Raw genomic sequence first — 17,375 nt, 5'->3', positions numbered from 1 at the left:
AAGTGTCATTTTATTTATAGTATAAATTTATAATGAAAGAAGATGTGAAAAACAGATGCAAAGAAAAGATATTAGAAATATCGCAATTATCGCCCATGTTGATCATGGAAAAACAACCTTAGTAGATCAAATGCTAAGACAAAGTGGAACCTTCCGTGTCAACGAAGTAGTAGAGGAACGGGTAATGGACTCCAACTCTTTAGAACGAGAAAGAGGAATCACGATCCTGTCCAAAAACACAGCTGTTTCCTACAAGGATGTAAAAATTAATATTTTTGATACTCCTGGCCATGCAGACTTTGGTGGAGAAGTAGAGCGAATCATGCAAATGGTGGACGGTGTGCTGCTGTTGGTTGATGCTTTTGAAGGTCCTATGCCCCAAACCCGCTTTGTTCTGCAAAAAGCCCTGAAAAGTGGCTTAAGACCTGTTGTAGTAATTAATAAGATTGACCGTCCTGGAGCTAGAGCTTCAGAGGTAATTGATGAGGTGCTAGATCTATTTATTGACCTAGAGGCTACTGATGAACAGTTGGAATTCCCTGTAATCTATGCTTCTGGTGTAGGCGGCTATGCCGTATTATCTGAAGAAGATGAACGAAATAATTTTGCCCCTTTATTTGAAGGAATCCTAGAACATATTCCTTGTCCTGAAGGTGATGATGAAGACGGTCTACAGCTTCTTATCTCTACCATTGATTATGATAAATATATTGGTAGAATCGGTATTGGTAAAATCATTCGAGGTAAGGTTGCAAAGGGAGAAACCGTTGTTCATGCCGCTACTGACGGAAGCCTTGCTAACGTCAGAATTGCCAACCTATATAATTTTCAAGGGTTAAAACGAGTGGATATAGATGGGGCAACAGTAGGTGAAATTGTTGCCATATCAGGTATAGCTGATATTAATATTGGTGATACCATTTGTTCAGTAGATAAAGTAGAACCTCTACCCTTTGTTAAAATCGATGATCCTACGATTTCTATGAACTTTATGGTAAACGATAGTCCCTTTGCTGGTAAAGAGGGGACCTTTGTCACCAGTAGACATTTAAAGGATCGTTTGGAGAGAGAAATACTTTCCAATGTAGCAATGCGTATGGAGGAATTATCCGCTGATTCCTTTAAAGTCTTAGGTAGAGGTGAATTACACCTTTCTATTCTTATAGAAACCATGCGTAGAGAGGGCTATGAATTTGCTGTATCTAGACCTCAAGTAATTATGAAGAAGACTGATGATGGATTAATGGAGCCTATGGAGAGGCTTTTTGTTGAGACCCCTGAAGAAAGTGCCAGCTCTGTCATTGAAAAGATTGGACAACGTAAAGGTGAAATGCAAAATATGATGCCCACTGGAACAGGGAGGATGAAACTAGAATTTAGAATTCCAGCTAGAGGTTTAATTGGTTATCGTTCAGAGTTCCTAACAGATACCAAGGGTTACGGTACCTTTCATCATCTCTTCGATGGCTATGACACCTACAGAGGTGAAATTCGTTCTAGAACCAGAGGATCTCTTATTGCCTTTGAAAGTGGTCCAGCCATTGCCTATGGTATCTATCATGCCCAAGAACGGGGCAGAATTTTTATTGAACCTGGTATAGAGGTTTATGAGGGAATGGTTGTGGGAGAAAGTTCGAGGTTAGAGGACATTGCAGTCAATGTTTGTAAGCGTAAACAATTAACAAATATTCGTTCCTCCGGTGCTGATGATGCTCTAAAACTGGTTCCACCAGTGGTCTTCTCTCTAGAGCAGGCTTTAGAATTTATTGCCGATGATGAGTTAGTAGAGGTAACACCAAAAAGTATTCGATTAAGAAAAAGGATTTTAGATAAAACAACCCGCGAAAGAACTCAACGTAGAAGTCAGGGATAATGATATATTAATTAAAGGGTGATGGAATGAAAATTCATTCCGCCACCCTTTAGTTTTCAAATTCTATAACCCTTATCCAATCCTTTACAAACTATAGAACCCAATTGAATAAAAATCCTACCAGTACAATTCCTAGTCCAGTAATACTTACAAAAATAGTAATTAATTTTGGTTTTATTACTCTCTTTAACATAATAATGGAGGGTAGAGATAAAGCCACTACAGACATCATAAAGGCTAAGGCCGTACCAACCCCCACCCCTTTATTAATCAGGGCTTCTGCTATTGGTATTGTTCCAACTGCATTAGAGTATAAAGGAATACCAAATAGCACCCCCACAAAAACAGCTAGAGGATTGTTTGGTCCTGCATACCTAGTCAATAAATCCTCAGGAGCCCAACCATGGATTAACGCACCAATTCCAATACCAATGACTACATAAATCCAGATTCCTTTTACAATATCCACCACACTATCCTTTGCATAGATTAATCGTTGTCTTGGGGTCATTTCTTCTGCTTGGGTATCCCCCATTTTAATTTTGAAGACATATTCCTCTACCAAGTGATAGAGATTGAATTTTTCAATCAATAATCCTGTCACAATACCAATTGTCATACCAGCTAAGGTATATAAAATAGCAATTTTAGGACCAAAGCTAACAAAGAGATAGCCTAGAGCAATCTCATTGACTATAGGAGAGGTTACTAGAAAAGTAAAAGTAACCCCTAGAGGAATTCCCGCCTCAACAAAGCCAATGAAAATAGGTACTGTGGAACAGGAGCAAAATGGTGAAACAACCCCCAGCATAGAAGCGATAACATAGGCCCAAATCCCACGAAATTTCGCTAACAATGCCTTCACCTTTTCAGGTGGAAAATAACTGCGTATATAGGTAATGATAAAAATCATAAAACTAAGTAAAAATATAATTTTTACTGTATCATAAACAAAAAAGTGAACTGCATCGTAAAAAGTATCTCCCGTTTCAATGTTGAATCCAAGCAGAACCAATAACCAGTTAACAAATTTTACTATATAAGGTGCTACTAAGTGACCAAATCTTTCAAACATAATGATGCCTCCTATAAAAGTTGAGATAATGCTTTTAATAAACCTTCAAAAATACGATAAAATAAAACCTAAGTTGTGTCTTGCTTTTTAGGATAATTGATTAGTTTTCTCCAAGCTCCTGTGGAAACCAATGTCTTGTTTTGTTGGCGATTCTAACTAACGCAAGCATAACTGGTACCTCCACCAGTACACCTACTACTGTTGCCAAGGTAGCTCCCGACTCCAAACCAAATAGAGATATGGCTACAGCTACCGCCAACTCGAAAAAGTTACTTGCACCAATCATACCAGCAGGTGCTGCTACACTATGGGGTAGTCTCCAGGCCTTTGCCCATCCATAGGCAATGGCAAAAATAAAAAAGGTTTGTATGGTCAATGGTATAGCAATCAATGCAATGTGTAATGGATTCCCAATAATAACGTCCCCTTGGAAGGTGAAGATAATAATTAATGTCAGTAATAGTCCTACAATCGTTACATTATCAAATTTCTTTAAAAATACATTTTCAAAGTATTCTATCCCTTTATTCTTCACAATATAGGTTCTAGAGAAGTATCCACCAACAAAAGGAATAACAATAAAAAGAATTACAGATAAAATTAAGGTTCCGTAGGGAACGAATACGTCGGTTATCCCTAACAAAATAGCAACGATGGGGGTAAAGGCAAATAGAAGAATGATATCATTTACTGCTACTTGTATTAAAGTATAGGCAGGGTCCCCCTTAGTTAAATGACTCCATACAAATACCATAGCTGTACAAGGAGCCGCTCCTAAAATTACTGCTCCAGCTAAATATTCATTTGCCAAAGCTTCAGGAATGAGGCCGCTAAATACTATCTTTAGGAAGAATGCTGCGATTAAATACATAGTAAAGGGCTTAATTAACCAGTTACTAACACAAGTAACAACCAGCCCCTTTGGTTTCTTAGTGGCTTCTACAATACTGGTAAAGTCAATTTTTAGCATCATAGGATAGATCATTAGCCAAATTAAAATAGCTACTGGAATAGAGATTTCATAATAGGTAAATTGACTTAAGGTTTCAGGAACTCCTGGTAAAAATTGACCTATTGCCACACCAATTACAATACAAGCTGTCACCCATACCGTTAGATAGGTTTCAAAAAAACCTAATCCTTGTCCTTGCTTTTTTGAATTTTCATTGCTCATAACAATACCTCCCATTTAATCAAAATTTTGTATTAGCGTTTATTATTGCTGTAGGGCTGAATCGAATCTTCACCCTTCCCTTATGAATTTAAATATTGTACCTGCTTAACCGTCAAGACCGTCTCCTACTACAGTTCCTGATTTTTTACTCTTTTGATTAAATCCTCTACTTTGGCTTTAATGATATCCCGGGTATTTCTAAAATCTTCAATAGGTCCTCCAGATGGGTCCTCTAAGCCCCAGTCTTCATTATGGCTACAGGGTACAAAGGGACACGCTACATTACATCCCATAGTAATAAGAACATCTACCTCCTGAGGAATATCCGTTAATAGTTTGGGATAATGCTTGCCCATGTCAATGCCTACTTCTTCCATTACTTCAACTGCTCCTGGTTTTACTTCATGATACTCCTCTGTACCAGCCGAGTAAACTTCTAGGACATCCTTTCCTAGATCCTTTGCCCAAGCCTCTGCCATTTGTGAACGACAAGAATTATGAACACATACAAATGCAACTTTTTTCTTCATGATGATTCCTCCTATTTTTTCTAATAGCCTTCTAGGATTAACTTTTTCCATTTTAAAAGCTTTGTAACAGAAATAATAGTTTCCTAACCCTCTCTTGAATGATCATCCCATTGAGAACAGGTTTTAGTAACTCTTTCACAAATACAGTTTTCTTTAAAGGAAGTTATATGATGAATAAACTGTTGGATAGCATCTACTCTTTCTCGATTAATTGAGTAAAAGGTCCATTTTCCTTCCTTTCTTCCCATCACAAGCTTACATTGCTGTAAAATCTTCATATGGTGGGAAATGGTTGGCTGGGTTAAGCTAAGGCCCTCCATAATATCACAGCCACATAACTCTCCACAGGAGAGCATATCTAGAATAAGTAATCTATTTTTGTCTGATAAAGCCTTTAATAATTCTATTTTATCCTCCATTGTCATCACCTTCTTCTATCATCATATAGATATATTTCTATGTGTTTATGTTTATAGTATATGAATGTTTTGTTTTGTTGTCAATATATTTTTTAACAGCTTTATAGAAGTAGGATTTTAAAATAAAACTTATTATTCCATTTATTCCAATAAGGATAGAACTATAAGTCTAGAGTATCTAAAAATTAATTTGCCAAATTTTATTTTTTATGAGACTATTGTGATAGTTAAGTATCTAGTAGAGTGAAGAGGGAGGAAGGTTATGAAAAAAATACTACGGGTTAAAGTAAAGGATTTATTAAAGGCAATAAGTGTATTCCTGTCAGTCTTATTATTGGCCTATATCTTTTTACCTACTATCATGCTAAGTATAGGAGAAAGATATGATAGAAACGGAAATCCCTTGACAGCTAAAATTTACTATGAACGACTGGATAGATTTTTCCCAAAGGCCAGCGAAACAGCTACGGCACTGGAAAGGATGGCTGAGATAACAGCCAATCATAATCTATTGATGATCTCTTCTGCTGGAGTTGGCAGTGCCCCCCACATGGTTGCCCACCTGTCACAGGAATCTAAAGTTTACTATGAAAAACTGGTGAAGAGATTTCCCGACACATGGCAGGGAAAAAGGGCTACGACCCAATTAACAAAGCAAGCCATTAGGGATAAGGTTTATGAAAATAAAATAGAGGAAGCCTTTGAAGTAATGGAAAATTATTATGAAACCATAAATGCCAATACTAGATATAACTATTGGGATGCCTCTGTAGCCTTAACCCTAGCTGCTACCCTAAGGAGTCAGGGCTTCTATGATGAGGGATTAAGGATACTAGACTATATCATGGAACATCAAGGTGATGTTATAAATACAGATGTTTATGAAGTAGCCGCAGAATTTCATCGTTTCTTAGGCAATAAAGAAGAAGCTGAAAAATATTACTCCCTGCTCTTACAAGAGTATAAAGACATCATGGAGATAGAAAGACACCATTGGTCAGATTCAGATATGGGGGGTATAAACAGCTACTATGATGAAAAGACAAAAGAAATTGTTATGAAGCTAGCTTCTCTCCAAAATAGACCTATGAAACATGGTGAAGTCACGGGTTCTGTTACCTTAAGGGGGGAGGCCTTCCCCAACCTACAGGTATTTCTACAGCCCCAAAATTTTCCTAGAGGTGGTGTGATCTTCGGTGGTTCTACAGATGACGCCCTATGGACAACAAGTGATAAAAATGGTGAATTTACCTTTAGTCATGTACTTCCTGGACGATATAGCATAGGCTTTATTGTAGACCTAGATGTGGTGGAGGATGTTGTCTTAAAGGGAGGATTTTTCCCTGAATCTACCATCCTTGTTGATGAAGAGCAAAGCTATCATCGAGACTTTCATTTGGTGGATACCTTAAAGGTCCTATCACCTGTAGAAAACTATAGGGTAACTGGAGATACCCTTCATTTTCAATGGGAGGCCTTTGAAGATGCATCCTATTATACCCTAGAGCTAGGTACCTATTCCCTAAATGGTGGTGGCACTTATTCTACCCCCTATTCTGAGAGGAAGTTCTATACCAATGAAGCATTGCTTTCTGTAGATGAACTGACCTATATCCAGACTGGTATGGCCTTTGACGATGAAGGACCTACCCCTGATTCTCTTTTGGCCTTCGCCCATCCTAAAGGCAAATATTTTTGGGGAATCCGGGCCCATGATGAGGAGGGCAATATCATCACCACCTCTAGAGGGTATCTTAAAGGCCAAAATACAGACTTTCATTTTACCGGTAGGGACTTGAGAAAAGGAGATGAACTTCTACTGGCAAGGGATTACCAAGGGGCTATAGATGCCTATGAAGAAGATGTATCTAAAAATCCAAAGGATATCTACCCTTTAGCTATGCTGGGAAAACTGTATAGTATCTCTTGGAATGATACCTACCCCCATACGGACCTTGATAAGGCTTTAGCTTATTATGAGGAATTGTATGCTATTACTGAAAACCCAAGCTTTTTAGATAGAAGTTTCTTTATCCAGTATTACCAAAAGAAGGATTATCATCAGGCATTAGCCGTTTTAAAAATATTAGAGGAAAAAAATGCATTGCATCTTTGGCATCGTCAAAATTTCATTATGATTGATATACATTTGGGTAATTATGAAGGGGCCTTACAGGAACTTTTACAGACTGATTTCAAAGAGGATAATATAGAAACTTCTTTAAGAATCATCACCAACAATTTTGATAACTTAAAATCTACAGAGAAGCCCTCAGAAGAAGTACGGGGATTGACGGCTATAGAAGAGTATAGGAATAACTACAGTTCTCTAGATATGGAGCTAAAGAAAAAAATTCAGCAGAAAAAACCATTAGATGCCCTGAAACTATTAGAAAATCCAGAACTAACTGCCCATCAAACCTTGATAAAATTATCTCTAAAGGTGATGGAACCTAGTATAAGTGTTCATGAATATGAAGAAATTCAAAACTTTGTAAATGCCTATAGCTCTACAGATCCTGACTTAACTCAACTGGTTCAAAGATTGTTTATGGTACCAATTTATTAGTAGAAGACTCTCCCTTGAGAGTCTTCTATCTTTTTTTTACTCTGTATAAGTGACTGCCTCCAAATCAGAGATTTGGGCCATCTACTTTCACTCTGTATAAGTGACTGCCTCCAAATCAGAGATTTGGGCCATCTACTTATAATAACTGTATACCCGCCTCTTCACTGGCTTTTATCATACCTTCAGGCCATATGGCGGATTGCACCTCTCCTATATGGGCTTTTCTTAGGAAAAACATACAAATTCTTGACTGTCCTATCCCTCCACCAACGGTATAGGGCAGTTTTTTGTTTAAAATTAATTGATGATACTCCAACTTCCTTCGATCTTCACAGTCCCCCAGCTTTAGCTGTCTTTCTAATGTGTCTTCATCTACACGAATACCCATGGAGGATAATTCTAAAGCCATTTCTAAAGTGGGATACCAAAACAGGATATCTCCATTTAAATGCCAATCATCATAGTCGGGTGCTCTTCCATCATGCTTTTCCCCTGATTTTAAAGTATCTCCAATTTCCATAAGGAAAACTGCTCCCTTTTCTTTAGCAATAGCATTTTCTCTTTCTTTAGAAGACAGGGTTGGATACTTGTCTTCTAATTGTTGGGTTGTTATAAAACTAATATCTTCAGGAAGAAAAGGGGTAAATTGAGGATACAATGCTGCTACATGCTTTTCTGTCTCCTTAAAAACCCTATAAATACCTTTAACAGTGGCTTTGAGGGTATCTACTGTCCTTTCCTCCTTGGTGATGATTTTTTCCCAATCCCATTGATCTACATAGATGGAATGTAGGTTATCTAAATCTTCATCCCTACGGATGGCATCCATATCTGTGTACAGTCCCTCTCCTTCACTGAAACCATATTTGTGAAGGGCCATTCGTTTCCATTTTGCTAAAGAATGAACTACCTCTACCTTCTTGCCACCTATACCCTTTACACCAAAGCTAACGGGACGTTCTATGCCGTTGAGGTCATCGTTTAACCCTGTCTCTGGTCTTACAAAAAGAGGTGCTGATACCCTTGTTAGGTTTAGTTCTTCAGCTAATTTTCTCTCAAAACAGTCTTTGATTTGTTTAATGGCAACCTCTGTTTCCCTAATACTTAAGCTAGACTTATAGTTATCTGGTATCATTAATGTATTTACCCCTGCATAACCTCCTGCTATTTCAAACGTATCTCGTAAAATTTCCATAGCTTATTGCCTCCTTAATAGATTTTAATAATATTAATAAATTAAAAGCTTTGTTTTAAACATCATAATTATGATTCTTTAAAAATAAAAAGTCCCTCATCCTGTATAAAGGACGAAGGACATATCTGTCTCCGCGGTACCACCTTAATTAGCTAAGTAAAGTAACTCTCTTTATCAGTACGGAATATAAACAAATATATTCGATACTGTCCACTCAATAACGGTGTGACTCCGCCTAAGCCTACTTTCTCTAAAGATTTGGGTTAGGAACTCAGAGACGTTCTTCATTATAGGCTTCGTATTGGTCTCCCACCATCACCAACTCGCTACAACTACATCCTATAGCTACTCTTCTCTTCATAGTCTTTAAAAAATTTATTCAATTCAATTTTCATTTATTATAAAGTATATAATATAGTATGTCAAGTTTTTGCATAAAAATTCTTTTCCTTTTAAAATTTTTAAAGGGGGTCTCTGTTAGTTTCCAACAATATATCCTCCATCAGATGATAATTCAAATTGCCCCCAGATATGACAACAGCAATGTTCTTCCCTTTTATTAAATGAGAATAGCCCATCAAGGCAGCATAGCCAATAGCTCCCGAAGCTTCAGCTATTACCTTTTCCTTACTAATCAACTGCCTAACTGCCCGACGAATCCATTCTTCCTCCACCACAATAATATCATCGATACAATTTTCTGCCATATGATAGGGTATCTCCCCTACTCCCCCTACTAATGCTTCACAAATAGAATCTTTTGTGGGAAATTCTATATAACATACTTTATCCTGAAGGGATTGCACCATGGCAGGACAAGCAGCTGTCTGTAAACCAATGACTTGAATAGAGGGTTTCATTGCCTTAGCAGCAACACCTATGCCAGTGATCATCCCGCCACCACCTATAGGAACTAAAATTGTATCGATATGGGGGTTTTCTTCTAAAATTTCCATAGCAATGGTTCCTTGGCCTGAGATAACCTCTACATCAGAACAAGAGTCTACAAAGGTCATATTTTGTTTTTTTACATAATCCATGGCAATTTTATGGGCTTCGTCATAGTTTTTTCCCTGAAGCTCAATGTTTGCACCATAATACTTAATTTTTTCCACCTTTGCTTCCGGTGTGGTTGATGGTACGAACACGGTTGTTTTAATTCCTTTCAATAGATTGGCTCCATAGCTTAGACCTGCCCCATGATTCCCGGAAGAAACGGTTATAACACCTCTTTGTTTTTCTTCTTCTGTTAAACTGGTGAGCTTACTCATAGCACCTCTAAACTTGAAGGTTTTCATTTTTTGCTGGCATTCCAGCTTTAAAAATACTTTTTTCTCCTCTGTAGTTAAGTGCATAGAAAAATCCAAAGGAGTTTTCCATATATGTTGTTCTATCCGTTGCCTTGCCTTTTTTATATCTTCAAATGTCACCATTGTTAGGCCCCCTATTTTTATTAATCTTTAAAAATCAATATCTATTATTATACAAAATAGTAGCTACATTTTAAATAGTTAGGGATGACAAAACACAAAATAAGACGAAGAAAAGTCTTCGTCCCTATGAAAATTATATATTTTCAATAAATAGCTTATGAAGCTCTCCCTTTAAATCCACTCCAAGATTCCTAAGTACTTGATTTAATCCCTTAAGGGTAATGTAAAGCTTTTCTTCATAACAGTTTTCACCCATATGTCCAATACGGATTACCTTGTCCTTTAAGAAGCCAAATGCCCCAGCAATCAAAACTCCATGTTCCTTTAACATACCTTCATAAACATCTTTAAAGTTTATTGCCTCTGGTACCATAAGGGTTGTAACGGTATTTGAAAAGCCTCCCTTAGGATATAGCTCCAAGCCACTGTCTGTGAGGGTTTTTCTAACAGCTTCAGCAATCCTTCTATGTCTGGCTAAAGCTTCAGTATCCTCTAGTAGTATATCTACAGCCGCCCTTAAACCATAAATATCGCTAATAGGTTGGGTGTAAGGGAACCATTTTTCCTCATCCCAATTTTTCCATATCGTCAAATTACAATAGTATCCTGTTATAGGAGTATGTCTCATCAGCATTTTTTCCCAAGCTGCTGCACTAATGCTTAAGAAGGTCAATCCAGGGGGGGCAGATAAAACTTTTTGAGAGCCTCCTATGACCATATCTATTTGCCACTTGTCTACCTCAAGGGGTTCTCCCCCTATGGCAGATACAGCATCTACTACTGTAAGAATGCCATGTTTTTTCAGTATAGGACAAATCTTATCCACTGGATTTGTTATACCAGAGGGTGTTTCACAATGTACTAATGTAGCTAATTTAAAGTCATGATTTTCCTTCAAAAAATTTTCCAGTTCTTCTACATCGATGGCTCTTTCATAGTCCCCTCGAAAAACCACCACTTCTCCCCCATACATCTTCACAAAGTCTGCAAACCCATTACCAAAAATACCATTGTCAATTACCAACACTCTATCTCCTGGTTCTATCAAAGATGCACAAGCTGCCTCTAAGCCTAATATACCTTCACCACTCAGTATAAGTACATCGTTCTTCGTATTTAACAATTGTTTTAATTTATTGCAGGTTTCTCTATAAAAATTATAGAAATCTAAATCTAAATCAGGGTTTGTTATTTCCTTAGACAATGCTCTTCTAACTTCCTCATTAACATAAGTAGGTCCTGGTGTCATAATTAAAGGATTCTTCATGATTATTCCTCCCGATAACAAGTTAATTATACTACTTTTGTTTTCTTTAAAGCTGCTACCAATGGCATACCTAAAATAATTCCTAAAATAATTTGTGTAATATCCCCTGGTATAGCCGTTAGTGGTGTAAACCAGTTACCATAAATGATAACCTCTGCTATGTAATATCCAACAATCATCCATATGCTGCTAACTAAAATACCGATAATGTTCCACTTAAAGCTAGTACCATTTCTACCTTTGTCGTTGGCTATCCTTCCAATTAACCAACCCATGACTCCTCTGATGATAAAAGTAAAGGGGGCCCATATAACCCAACCTGATACCAAATCAAACAAGCCCATACCAAAGGCTCCAGATATAGCTCCTTTTTTAGCCCCAAAAACAATAGCCACTGCAAATAACATCGTATTGCCTAAGTGAATCAATCCCCCATGTATAGAGAAAGGTAGTTGAAAATTAATGAATTTAGTAGCAACAAATACCAATGCTGTTAATAACGCCGTAAGAACCAAATCCTTTGTTTTACTACTTTGACTTAAAGCACTGTTTTCTTTCCTGGCAACCGTTAATTTTTCCGTCATCGTTGTTTCTCCCCTCATATTTCCTATGTATTGTTCCTAATAAAAACATTATACAATAGATTCAATTGGGGTACAATATTTTTTGCATAGATACAATGCTTCTTTTTAAGAAATATTGTATCTATAGGGTGAGGAAGGAGGGGTTTGTATTTTATAAATTTATATTTTTTCATAAATATCAGGACAATTTTCTAGCAGATGAGCTATTCCATGATTCTCATTGGTGGTGGTTATCCAGTCAGCAGCCTCTATTACCTCTTCTTCTCCATTTTCCATGGCTACCCCTAAACCAGCGTAGGCAATCATTGATAAATCATTATAATTGTCCCCCACAGCTATCATTTCCTCTTTTTCAATATTTAACATGTTGCTTAACCTTTCTAAAGCTTTTCCCTTTGTTGCGTTTTCGTGCAATATCTCTATATTATCAATGCCTGAACTAGTAAGATCTATTCTCTTTATTTTTTTCATCTCTTTCTTTAAATTTTCCAGTTTTTTTCTATCCTTTGAATAAATAAAAACACTGGCAGCCCTACCACCCTTGTTTACAAAGCTAGAAAAGTCCACCTTTTTATGACTACCATTGAACACAACCGCCCATATGGATAAAAGGTAAGCCTTCCAATAGGCCATCTCTGTTTGCAATAGAAAGCTTCGAATAAGTCTTATTCTTTGACCTATACTTCTGATATAGGTGAATTTTTCATCGGAAACATGGTAATCAACATCATCTTTCTCCAATATTTTAAGGACCTGACCCAACGTCTCATCCTCCATAAGGGTTACAGAAACAATTTCTCCCTCTTTGTTCCGAATAATAGCACCGTTATTTGTTACTACCCAACAATCGAAGCCTAACATTTCTAAATAGGGCTTCACGGTTACATAGGGTCTTCCAGTACAAATAACTATTTCCAATCCTTTTTCCTTTGCCCTTCTTAAGGCTTCTATATTTTCACTGGATAGCGCTTTGTTATTCATCAATAAAGTTCCATCCATATCTGTTGCCAATAGTTTATACTTCATATGTCTCCTCCTTCAATTATTAAGGCTATGTTAAGCTTATTATAACTTTTTTACGCCATAAAAAAAACCTCTCTCTTTGCATCTCTATATTTATCTTAAAAGATGAAGACTTTTTAGTCAAAATATTTTGATAAAATATAAATTGTCTGTTTATTTTTCTAGGAATAGTGTACATATTATAATATAGGAACTATATTATAAATAATATGGTTAAAATTAGAAAATCCCATTGTTATTTTTTTAAGAATTTTCTATAATATTTTTATATAAGGAATATTTTGGATAAGTATTAGTAAAACTAAATTATTTAGGAGGTATTATTTATGTTATCAGAAAAACTAGCAAAAGAATTTAATGATCAGTTCAAGTATGAGGCTGCTTCTGCCAATTACTATCTAGCCATGGCAGCTTATTGTAAAGATTTGGACTTAGAGGGATTTGCCAACTTCTTCATCGTTCAAGCTGAAGAAGAAAGATTCCACGCCATGAAGTTTTTTGATTTTATCAATGAATTAGGTAACCGTGTTATCGTTCAAGGCTTTGAGGACCCCAAAAACGATTTTTCTTCTTTAGAAGAGGTGTTTACTGATGCTTTAAATCATGAAAAATTTGTTACAAGCAGAATTAATCTATTAATGGATATAGCAATCCAAGAGAAAAATTATGCTGCCGTAAGCTTTTTAAACTGGTTCATCGATGAGCAGGTAGAAGAAGAAGCTATGATGACTACTATTATTAACAAAATTAAAAGAATTGGTGAAAATAGCCATGCTATCTATATGTTAGACAATGAATTAGCTCAAAGAACCTTCACCCCACCAGCAGAAGAAGCTTAATAATCACCCCACACAAAAATCCTCATATGATTATGAGGATTTTTCTTTTTTTACTTCTGCAACAATTATACTGTCCAATTCTTTGCTGATTTTTATAACTTTCTCTGTCACTTTTCCATCGTTTTCTTCTAAAACATTATTTAACTGCTTTCTTATTTTCTCTAATGTGCTCTCTTTGTCATTCATTTGGTAATTGCTATCCCCCTATAGATTTAGTTCTCTAGAACGTATGTTTGTCATACTTAGTATATCATATTTACCTATATAATGTATATCTATTCCTGAATATTAATTAGTTTTTTTGTGAATTTATTAATTAATTCCTCCTTTTCCCTTCGATTTAAACGCCTTAGGGCCGCTTCTCTTTTCTGGGCCTCACTACGATTGTCATGACTCTCCCAGTATAGGAGTTTTACTGGTCTTCTGCCCCGAGTATATCGAGCGCCTTTCCCTTCATTATGTACCTTTACTCTATTTTCTAAATCGGTGGTCCAGCCGATATAAAAAGTACTGTCATTGCATTCTAATATATAGGTGTATGCCATCTATACTCCTCCTAATTTAAAAAGCCCATAGATTACTTGTTATTTTCATTTCTTTATTATACCATTTATTTATAGCTTAGTTTTGTTAAAGGAGGTTTTATTTTGTTGTTTTTATTTGCTTTTTTATTAATTGTTATGTCATTTATTATAATTATTGGATTTTATTTATCTAATATCGTTATTTATCCTAAAACCCTATCCCATGAAGCAACCTACCACAAGGAAAAGGAAGCTGGTAGATTAGATGATGAGTTGTTTGAAAGTCTCTATAGGGAAGAGATTTCCATAAAATCCTCCTATGACTATAGTCTCTATGGTCTCTATTTTCCTGTAGAGGGATCTAAAAAAACTGTTATTCTATGTCATGGCATTACCTATACCCTCTATGGCTGTGTTAAATATATGAATATTTATTTGAAGAGGGGGTTTAACGTCCTCCTTTATGACCATAGAAACCATGGCAAAAGTGGTGGTAGAAATACCACCTATGGCTTTTATGAAAAGTATGATTTAAAGGCTTGGGTTGATTGGGTATATGAAAAATGTGGGGTTGATTGTAAAATTGGTATTCATGGGGAGTCTATGGGGGCTGCAATACTATTACAAAATGCTGCTATAGATCCTAGAATATCTTTTTATATAGCTGATTGTCCTTATTCTAGCCTTTATGGCATTTTAAAGTATCGCCTCAAGGTAGAGTATCATTTACCTACTTTTCCCTTTTTAATGATTGCTGATTATTTAAATAGGTGGAGAACTGGAGTAGCCCTTAAGGATGTTACTCCTATAGATTCTATTAAAGATATATCTACTCCTATCTTTTTCATTCATGGTGTAGAAGATGCCTATATCCCCTACAACATGACAATTGATATGTATACCATTAAAAAAGGAGCCAAAAAACTATATTTGGCTCCTAATGCAGGTCATGTTCAGGCCTATTCTAAAAACAAAGGAGAATATGATAGACTGGTGGGTGAATTTTTACAGGAACTAAATCTTTAATCCTATATGTTGTCATTTTAACTGCCTTTATGTAGTATTCTTCAAAGTCCTACATAAAGGTTTGTTTTTTTATAAGTCTTTTTCCCACCATATCTAACTATCCTTTGTATCCTTTTTAATAATCCTTCACTTTATATTCTCTTTTATGATACTAGAGGGTTTCTTTACCATCAGTATAAATAACTACACATTGAATTATATGTATTAAAAATTCTAATGGAATTTAGCAGTAGGCTATTTAAGAAGTTATAAACTTTTAAGAGACTTTTTAAATGTTATGGATTGTTGGAAAAATAACTTTTAACAATCCATATTTTATTCTGAAATATATTTTGTCCTCTTGTCATTGACATTTGTTTTTTAACTGCGTATAATAGTTAAATAGTTTAAGTTCTTACTAGGAATTTTCATAAAGTTTTATTCATCATTGTTAAGGGGGAAAAATCATGGAAATAAAAGTAGCTAAATTTGGTGGAACTTCATTGGCGGATGCCAATCAATTTAAAAAGGTAAAAACTATTATTTCATCCGATAAAGAAAGACGGTATGTCATTCCATCGGCTCCAGGAAAACGAAATAAAGGGGATACAAAGATCACAGATCTCCTTTATTTATGTCATTCACAAATACAGCACCAGGTAAATTTTTATGATACTTTTGATATTATCGCTAATCGTTATCTAGAAATAATAAGGGAGTTGGGTTTATCCCTTGATCTTCAACCCTATCTTTTACATATAAAGCAGGAGATGGAAAATGGCGGATCTTTAGATTATATAGTCAGTAGGGGAGAATACCTTAATGGTGTTGTTTTGGCGGATCTGTTGGGGTATGAATTTGTTGATCCAAAGGATATTATCGTTTTCCAAGAAGATCATACTTTGGATATGGAATTGACAGACATAAAGATGAAGGAATGTCTATTAAAAAAAGAAAGGGCAGTAATTCCTGGTTTTTACGGGGGCTTACCCAATGGAGATATCAAAATTTTTTCAAGAGGTGGCTCTGATATAACAGGGGCTCTTGTATCCAGAGCTGTAGAGGCTGTCGTTTATGAAAACTGGACAGATGTTTCGGGTCTATTGATGACAGATCCTACTATTGTAAGTAATCCAAAATCAATTGAAAAAATTACATATCGTGAGTTAAGGGAGCTTTCCTATATGGGGGCCTCAGTCCTGCATGAGGAAACAATTTTTCCCGTTCTAGATGCTGGTATACCCATAAATATAAGAAACACCAATGATCCCCATAGTGCTGGAACTATGATTGTCAGCTATTGTGATCCTGTATCTCCTGCTGGAACCATTACTGGCATAGCGGGAAGAAAGGATTTTACTGTTATTGCTATTGAAAAAAATCGTATGAAGTCAGATGTTAGCTTTATGCGAAAGCTGTTGACAATATTGGAGGACAATAACATCTACTTACAGCATTTACCCTCAGGAATTGATACCGTATCTATAGTTTTAACTGATTTTCAACTGGATGGTAAGCTTGATAAACTGTTAAATGAAATCGAACAATTATGCGATCCAGACTTGATTGAGGTCTATCCAAATATGGCTCTAATTGCCACTGTTGGACACGGTATGGCCTATACCCCTGGAATCTCTGCTAAGCTTTTTACTGCCCTGGCTAATGAAGGTATCAATATCCGCATGATCGATCAGGGTTCTAGTGAGATTAATATTATTGTTGGTGTAGAGACAGAGGATTTTGAAAGGGCAATAAATGCCATTTACCATGGCTTTATATAATTACAAAATTTAATCCTATTCATGGTGAATATTAATATCTATTAATAAATCAATAATATTTTTTATTATTCATAAGATAATTGG

Annotated in this window: 16 protein-coding genes and 1 other annotated feature; of the genes, 5 read left to right on the top strand and 11 right to left on the bottom strand. The window is 36.0% G+C overall.

Translation table 11 applies throughout. The features are described from left to right. The first annotated feature begins 55 nt into the window (after window positions 1-55). Window positions 56-1,873, top strand: a complete 1,818-nt coding sequence (typA, locus tag BLS22_RS04115; protein ID WP_090550715.1) for a translational GTPase TypA — start codon at window positions 56-58, stop codon at window positions 1,871-1,873. Between the two features lie 91 nt (window positions 1,874-1,964). Here typA and BLS22_RS04110 read toward each other — a convergent pair whose 3' ends face one another. The 4 genes from BLS22_RS04110 to BLS22_RS04095 all read right to left on the bottom strand — a co-directional run bounded on the left by BLS22_RS04110 (window position 1,965) and on the right by BLS22_RS04095 (window position 5,071). Next, window positions 1,965-2,948 (bottom strand): permease, encoded by a 984-nt coding sequence (locus BLS22_RS04110; protein WP_090550711.1) that lies wholly within the window; start codon window positions 2,946-2,948, stop codon window positions 1,965-1,967. Window positions 2,949-3,048: 100 nt separating this feature from the next. Further along, entirely contained in the window at window positions 3,049-4,122 is a 1,074-nt protein-coding gene (gene arsB, locus BLS22_RS04105) for an ACR3 family arsenite efflux transporter (RefSeq protein ID WP_090550707.1), read from the bottom strand. 128 nt (window positions 4,123-4,250) lie between these two features. After that, entirely contained in the window at window positions 4,251-4,652 is a 402-nt protein-coding gene (locus tag BLS22_RS04100) for an arsenate reductase ArsC (protein ID WP_090550705.1), read from the bottom strand. Between the two features lie 83 nt (window positions 4,653-4,735). Next, complete coding sequence (locus BLS22_RS04095) at window positions 4,736-5,071, bottom strand: ArsR/SmtB family transcription factor (RefSeq protein WP_090550702.1); 336 nt, start codon at window positions 5,069-5,071, stop codon at window positions 4,736-4,738. Window positions 5,072-5,333: 262 nt separating this feature from the next. Here BLS22_RS04095 and BLS22_RS04090 point away from each other — a divergent pair, with 262 nt between their 5' ends. After that, the gene (locus tag BLS22_RS04090; RefSeq protein WP_090550698.1) at window positions 5,334-7,640 is read left to right on the top strand and encodes a carboxypeptidase-like regulatory domain-containing protein; all 2,307 of its coding nucleotides are present in this window, start codon (window positions 5,334-5,336) and stop codon (window positions 7,638-7,640) included. A 136-nt stretch (window positions 7,641-7,776) separates the two neighbouring features. On the opposite strand, the gene asnA is transcribed toward BLS22_RS04090, so the two are convergent. The 5 genes from asnA to BLS22_RS04065 form a co-directional block, all read right to left on the bottom strand. Continuing rightward, on the bottom strand, window positions 7,777-8,835 hold the full coding sequence (gene asnA / locus BLS22_RS04085; RefSeq protein ID WP_090550696.1) for an aspartate--ammonia ligase: 1,059 nt from the start codon (window positions 8,833-8,835) through the stop codon (window positions 7,777-7,779). Between the two features lie 105 nt (window positions 8,836-8,940). Beyond that, window positions 8,941-9,205: a binding site (T-box leader), on the bottom strand. A 91-nt stretch (window positions 9,206-9,296) separates the two neighbouring features. Next, window positions 9,297-10,268 (bottom strand): threonine ammonia-lyase, encoded by a 972-nt coding sequence (locus BLS22_RS04080; protein ID WP_090550693.1) that lies wholly within the window; start codon window positions 10,266-10,268, stop codon window positions 9,297-9,299. A 133-nt stretch (window positions 10,269-10,401) separates the two neighbouring features. Continuing rightward, window positions 10,402-11,535, bottom strand: a complete 1,134-nt coding sequence (locus tag BLS22_RS04075) for a pyridoxal-phosphate-dependent aminotransferase family protein (RefSeq protein WP_090550691.1) — start codon at window positions 11,533-11,535, stop codon at window positions 10,402-10,404. Window positions 11,536-11,561: 26 nt separating this feature from the next. Further along, window positions 11,562-12,119, bottom strand: a complete 558-nt coding sequence (locus BLS22_RS04070) for an ECF transporter S component (RefSeq protein WP_090550688.1) — start codon at window positions 12,117-12,119, stop codon at window positions 11,562-11,564. Window positions 12,120-12,278: 159 nt separating this feature from the next. Beyond that, window positions 12,279-13,145: a Cof-type HAD-IIB family hydrolase gene (locus BLS22_RS04065; RefSeq protein WP_090550684.1), complete on the bottom strand. Its 867-nt coding sequence runs from the start codon at window positions 13,143-13,145 to the stop codon at window positions 12,279-12,281. Between the two features lie 323 nt (window positions 13,146-13,468). Between BLS22_RS04065 and BLS22_RS04060 the strand changes: the two genes are divergently transcribed. Then, window positions 13,469-13,981, top strand: coding sequence for a ferritin (locus BLS22_RS04060; protein ID WP_090550682.1), 513 nt, complete (start codon window positions 13,469-13,471; stop codon window positions 13,979-13,981). A 30-nt stretch (window positions 13,982-14,011) separates the two neighbouring features. Here BLS22_RS04060 and BLS22_RS04055 read toward each other — a convergent pair whose 3' ends face one another. Both BLS22_RS04055 and BLS22_RS04050 read right to left on the bottom strand, forming a co-directional pair. Further along, entirely contained in the window at window positions 14,012-14,167 is a 156-nt protein-coding gene (locus BLS22_RS04055; RefSeq protein ID WP_090550664.1) for a Spo0E family sporulation regulatory protein-aspartic acid phosphatase, read from the bottom strand. An 89-nt stretch (window positions 14,168-14,256) separates the two neighbouring features. After that, window positions 14,257-14,526: a GIY-YIG nuclease family protein gene (locus tag BLS22_RS04050; RefSeq protein ID WP_090550661.1), complete on the bottom strand. Its 270-nt coding sequence runs from the start codon at window positions 14,524-14,526 to the stop codon at window positions 14,257-14,259. Window positions 14,527-14,628: 102 nt separating this feature from the next. Here BLS22_RS04050 and BLS22_RS04045 point away from each other — a divergent pair, with 102 nt between their 5' ends. Both BLS22_RS04045 and BLS22_RS04040 read left to right on the top strand, forming a co-directional pair. After that, a complete protein-coding gene (locus tag BLS22_RS04045) occupies window positions 14,629-15,531 on the top strand; it encodes an alpha/beta hydrolase (protein ID WP_244269453.1) in 903 nt (300 codons plus the stop codon). A gap of 446 nt (window positions 15,532-15,977) precedes the next feature. Continuing rightward, window positions 15,978-17,291 carry an aspartate kinase gene (locus BLS22_RS04040; RefSeq protein ID WP_090550660.1) on the top strand — a complete coding sequence of 438 codons (1,314 nt, stop codon included), beginning with the start codon at window positions 15,978-15,980 and terminating at the stop codon, window positions 17,289-17,291. Window positions 17,292-17,375 lie beyond the last annotated feature (84 nt).

Source organism: Natronincola ferrireducens (assembly GCF_900100845.1).
GTDB classification, from domain to species: domain Bacteria; phylum Bacillota; class Clostridia; order Peptostreptococcales; family Natronincolaceae; genus Natronincola_B; species Natronincola_B ferrireducens.
This window is presented reverse-complemented; position numbering and strand designations above follow the sequence as displayed.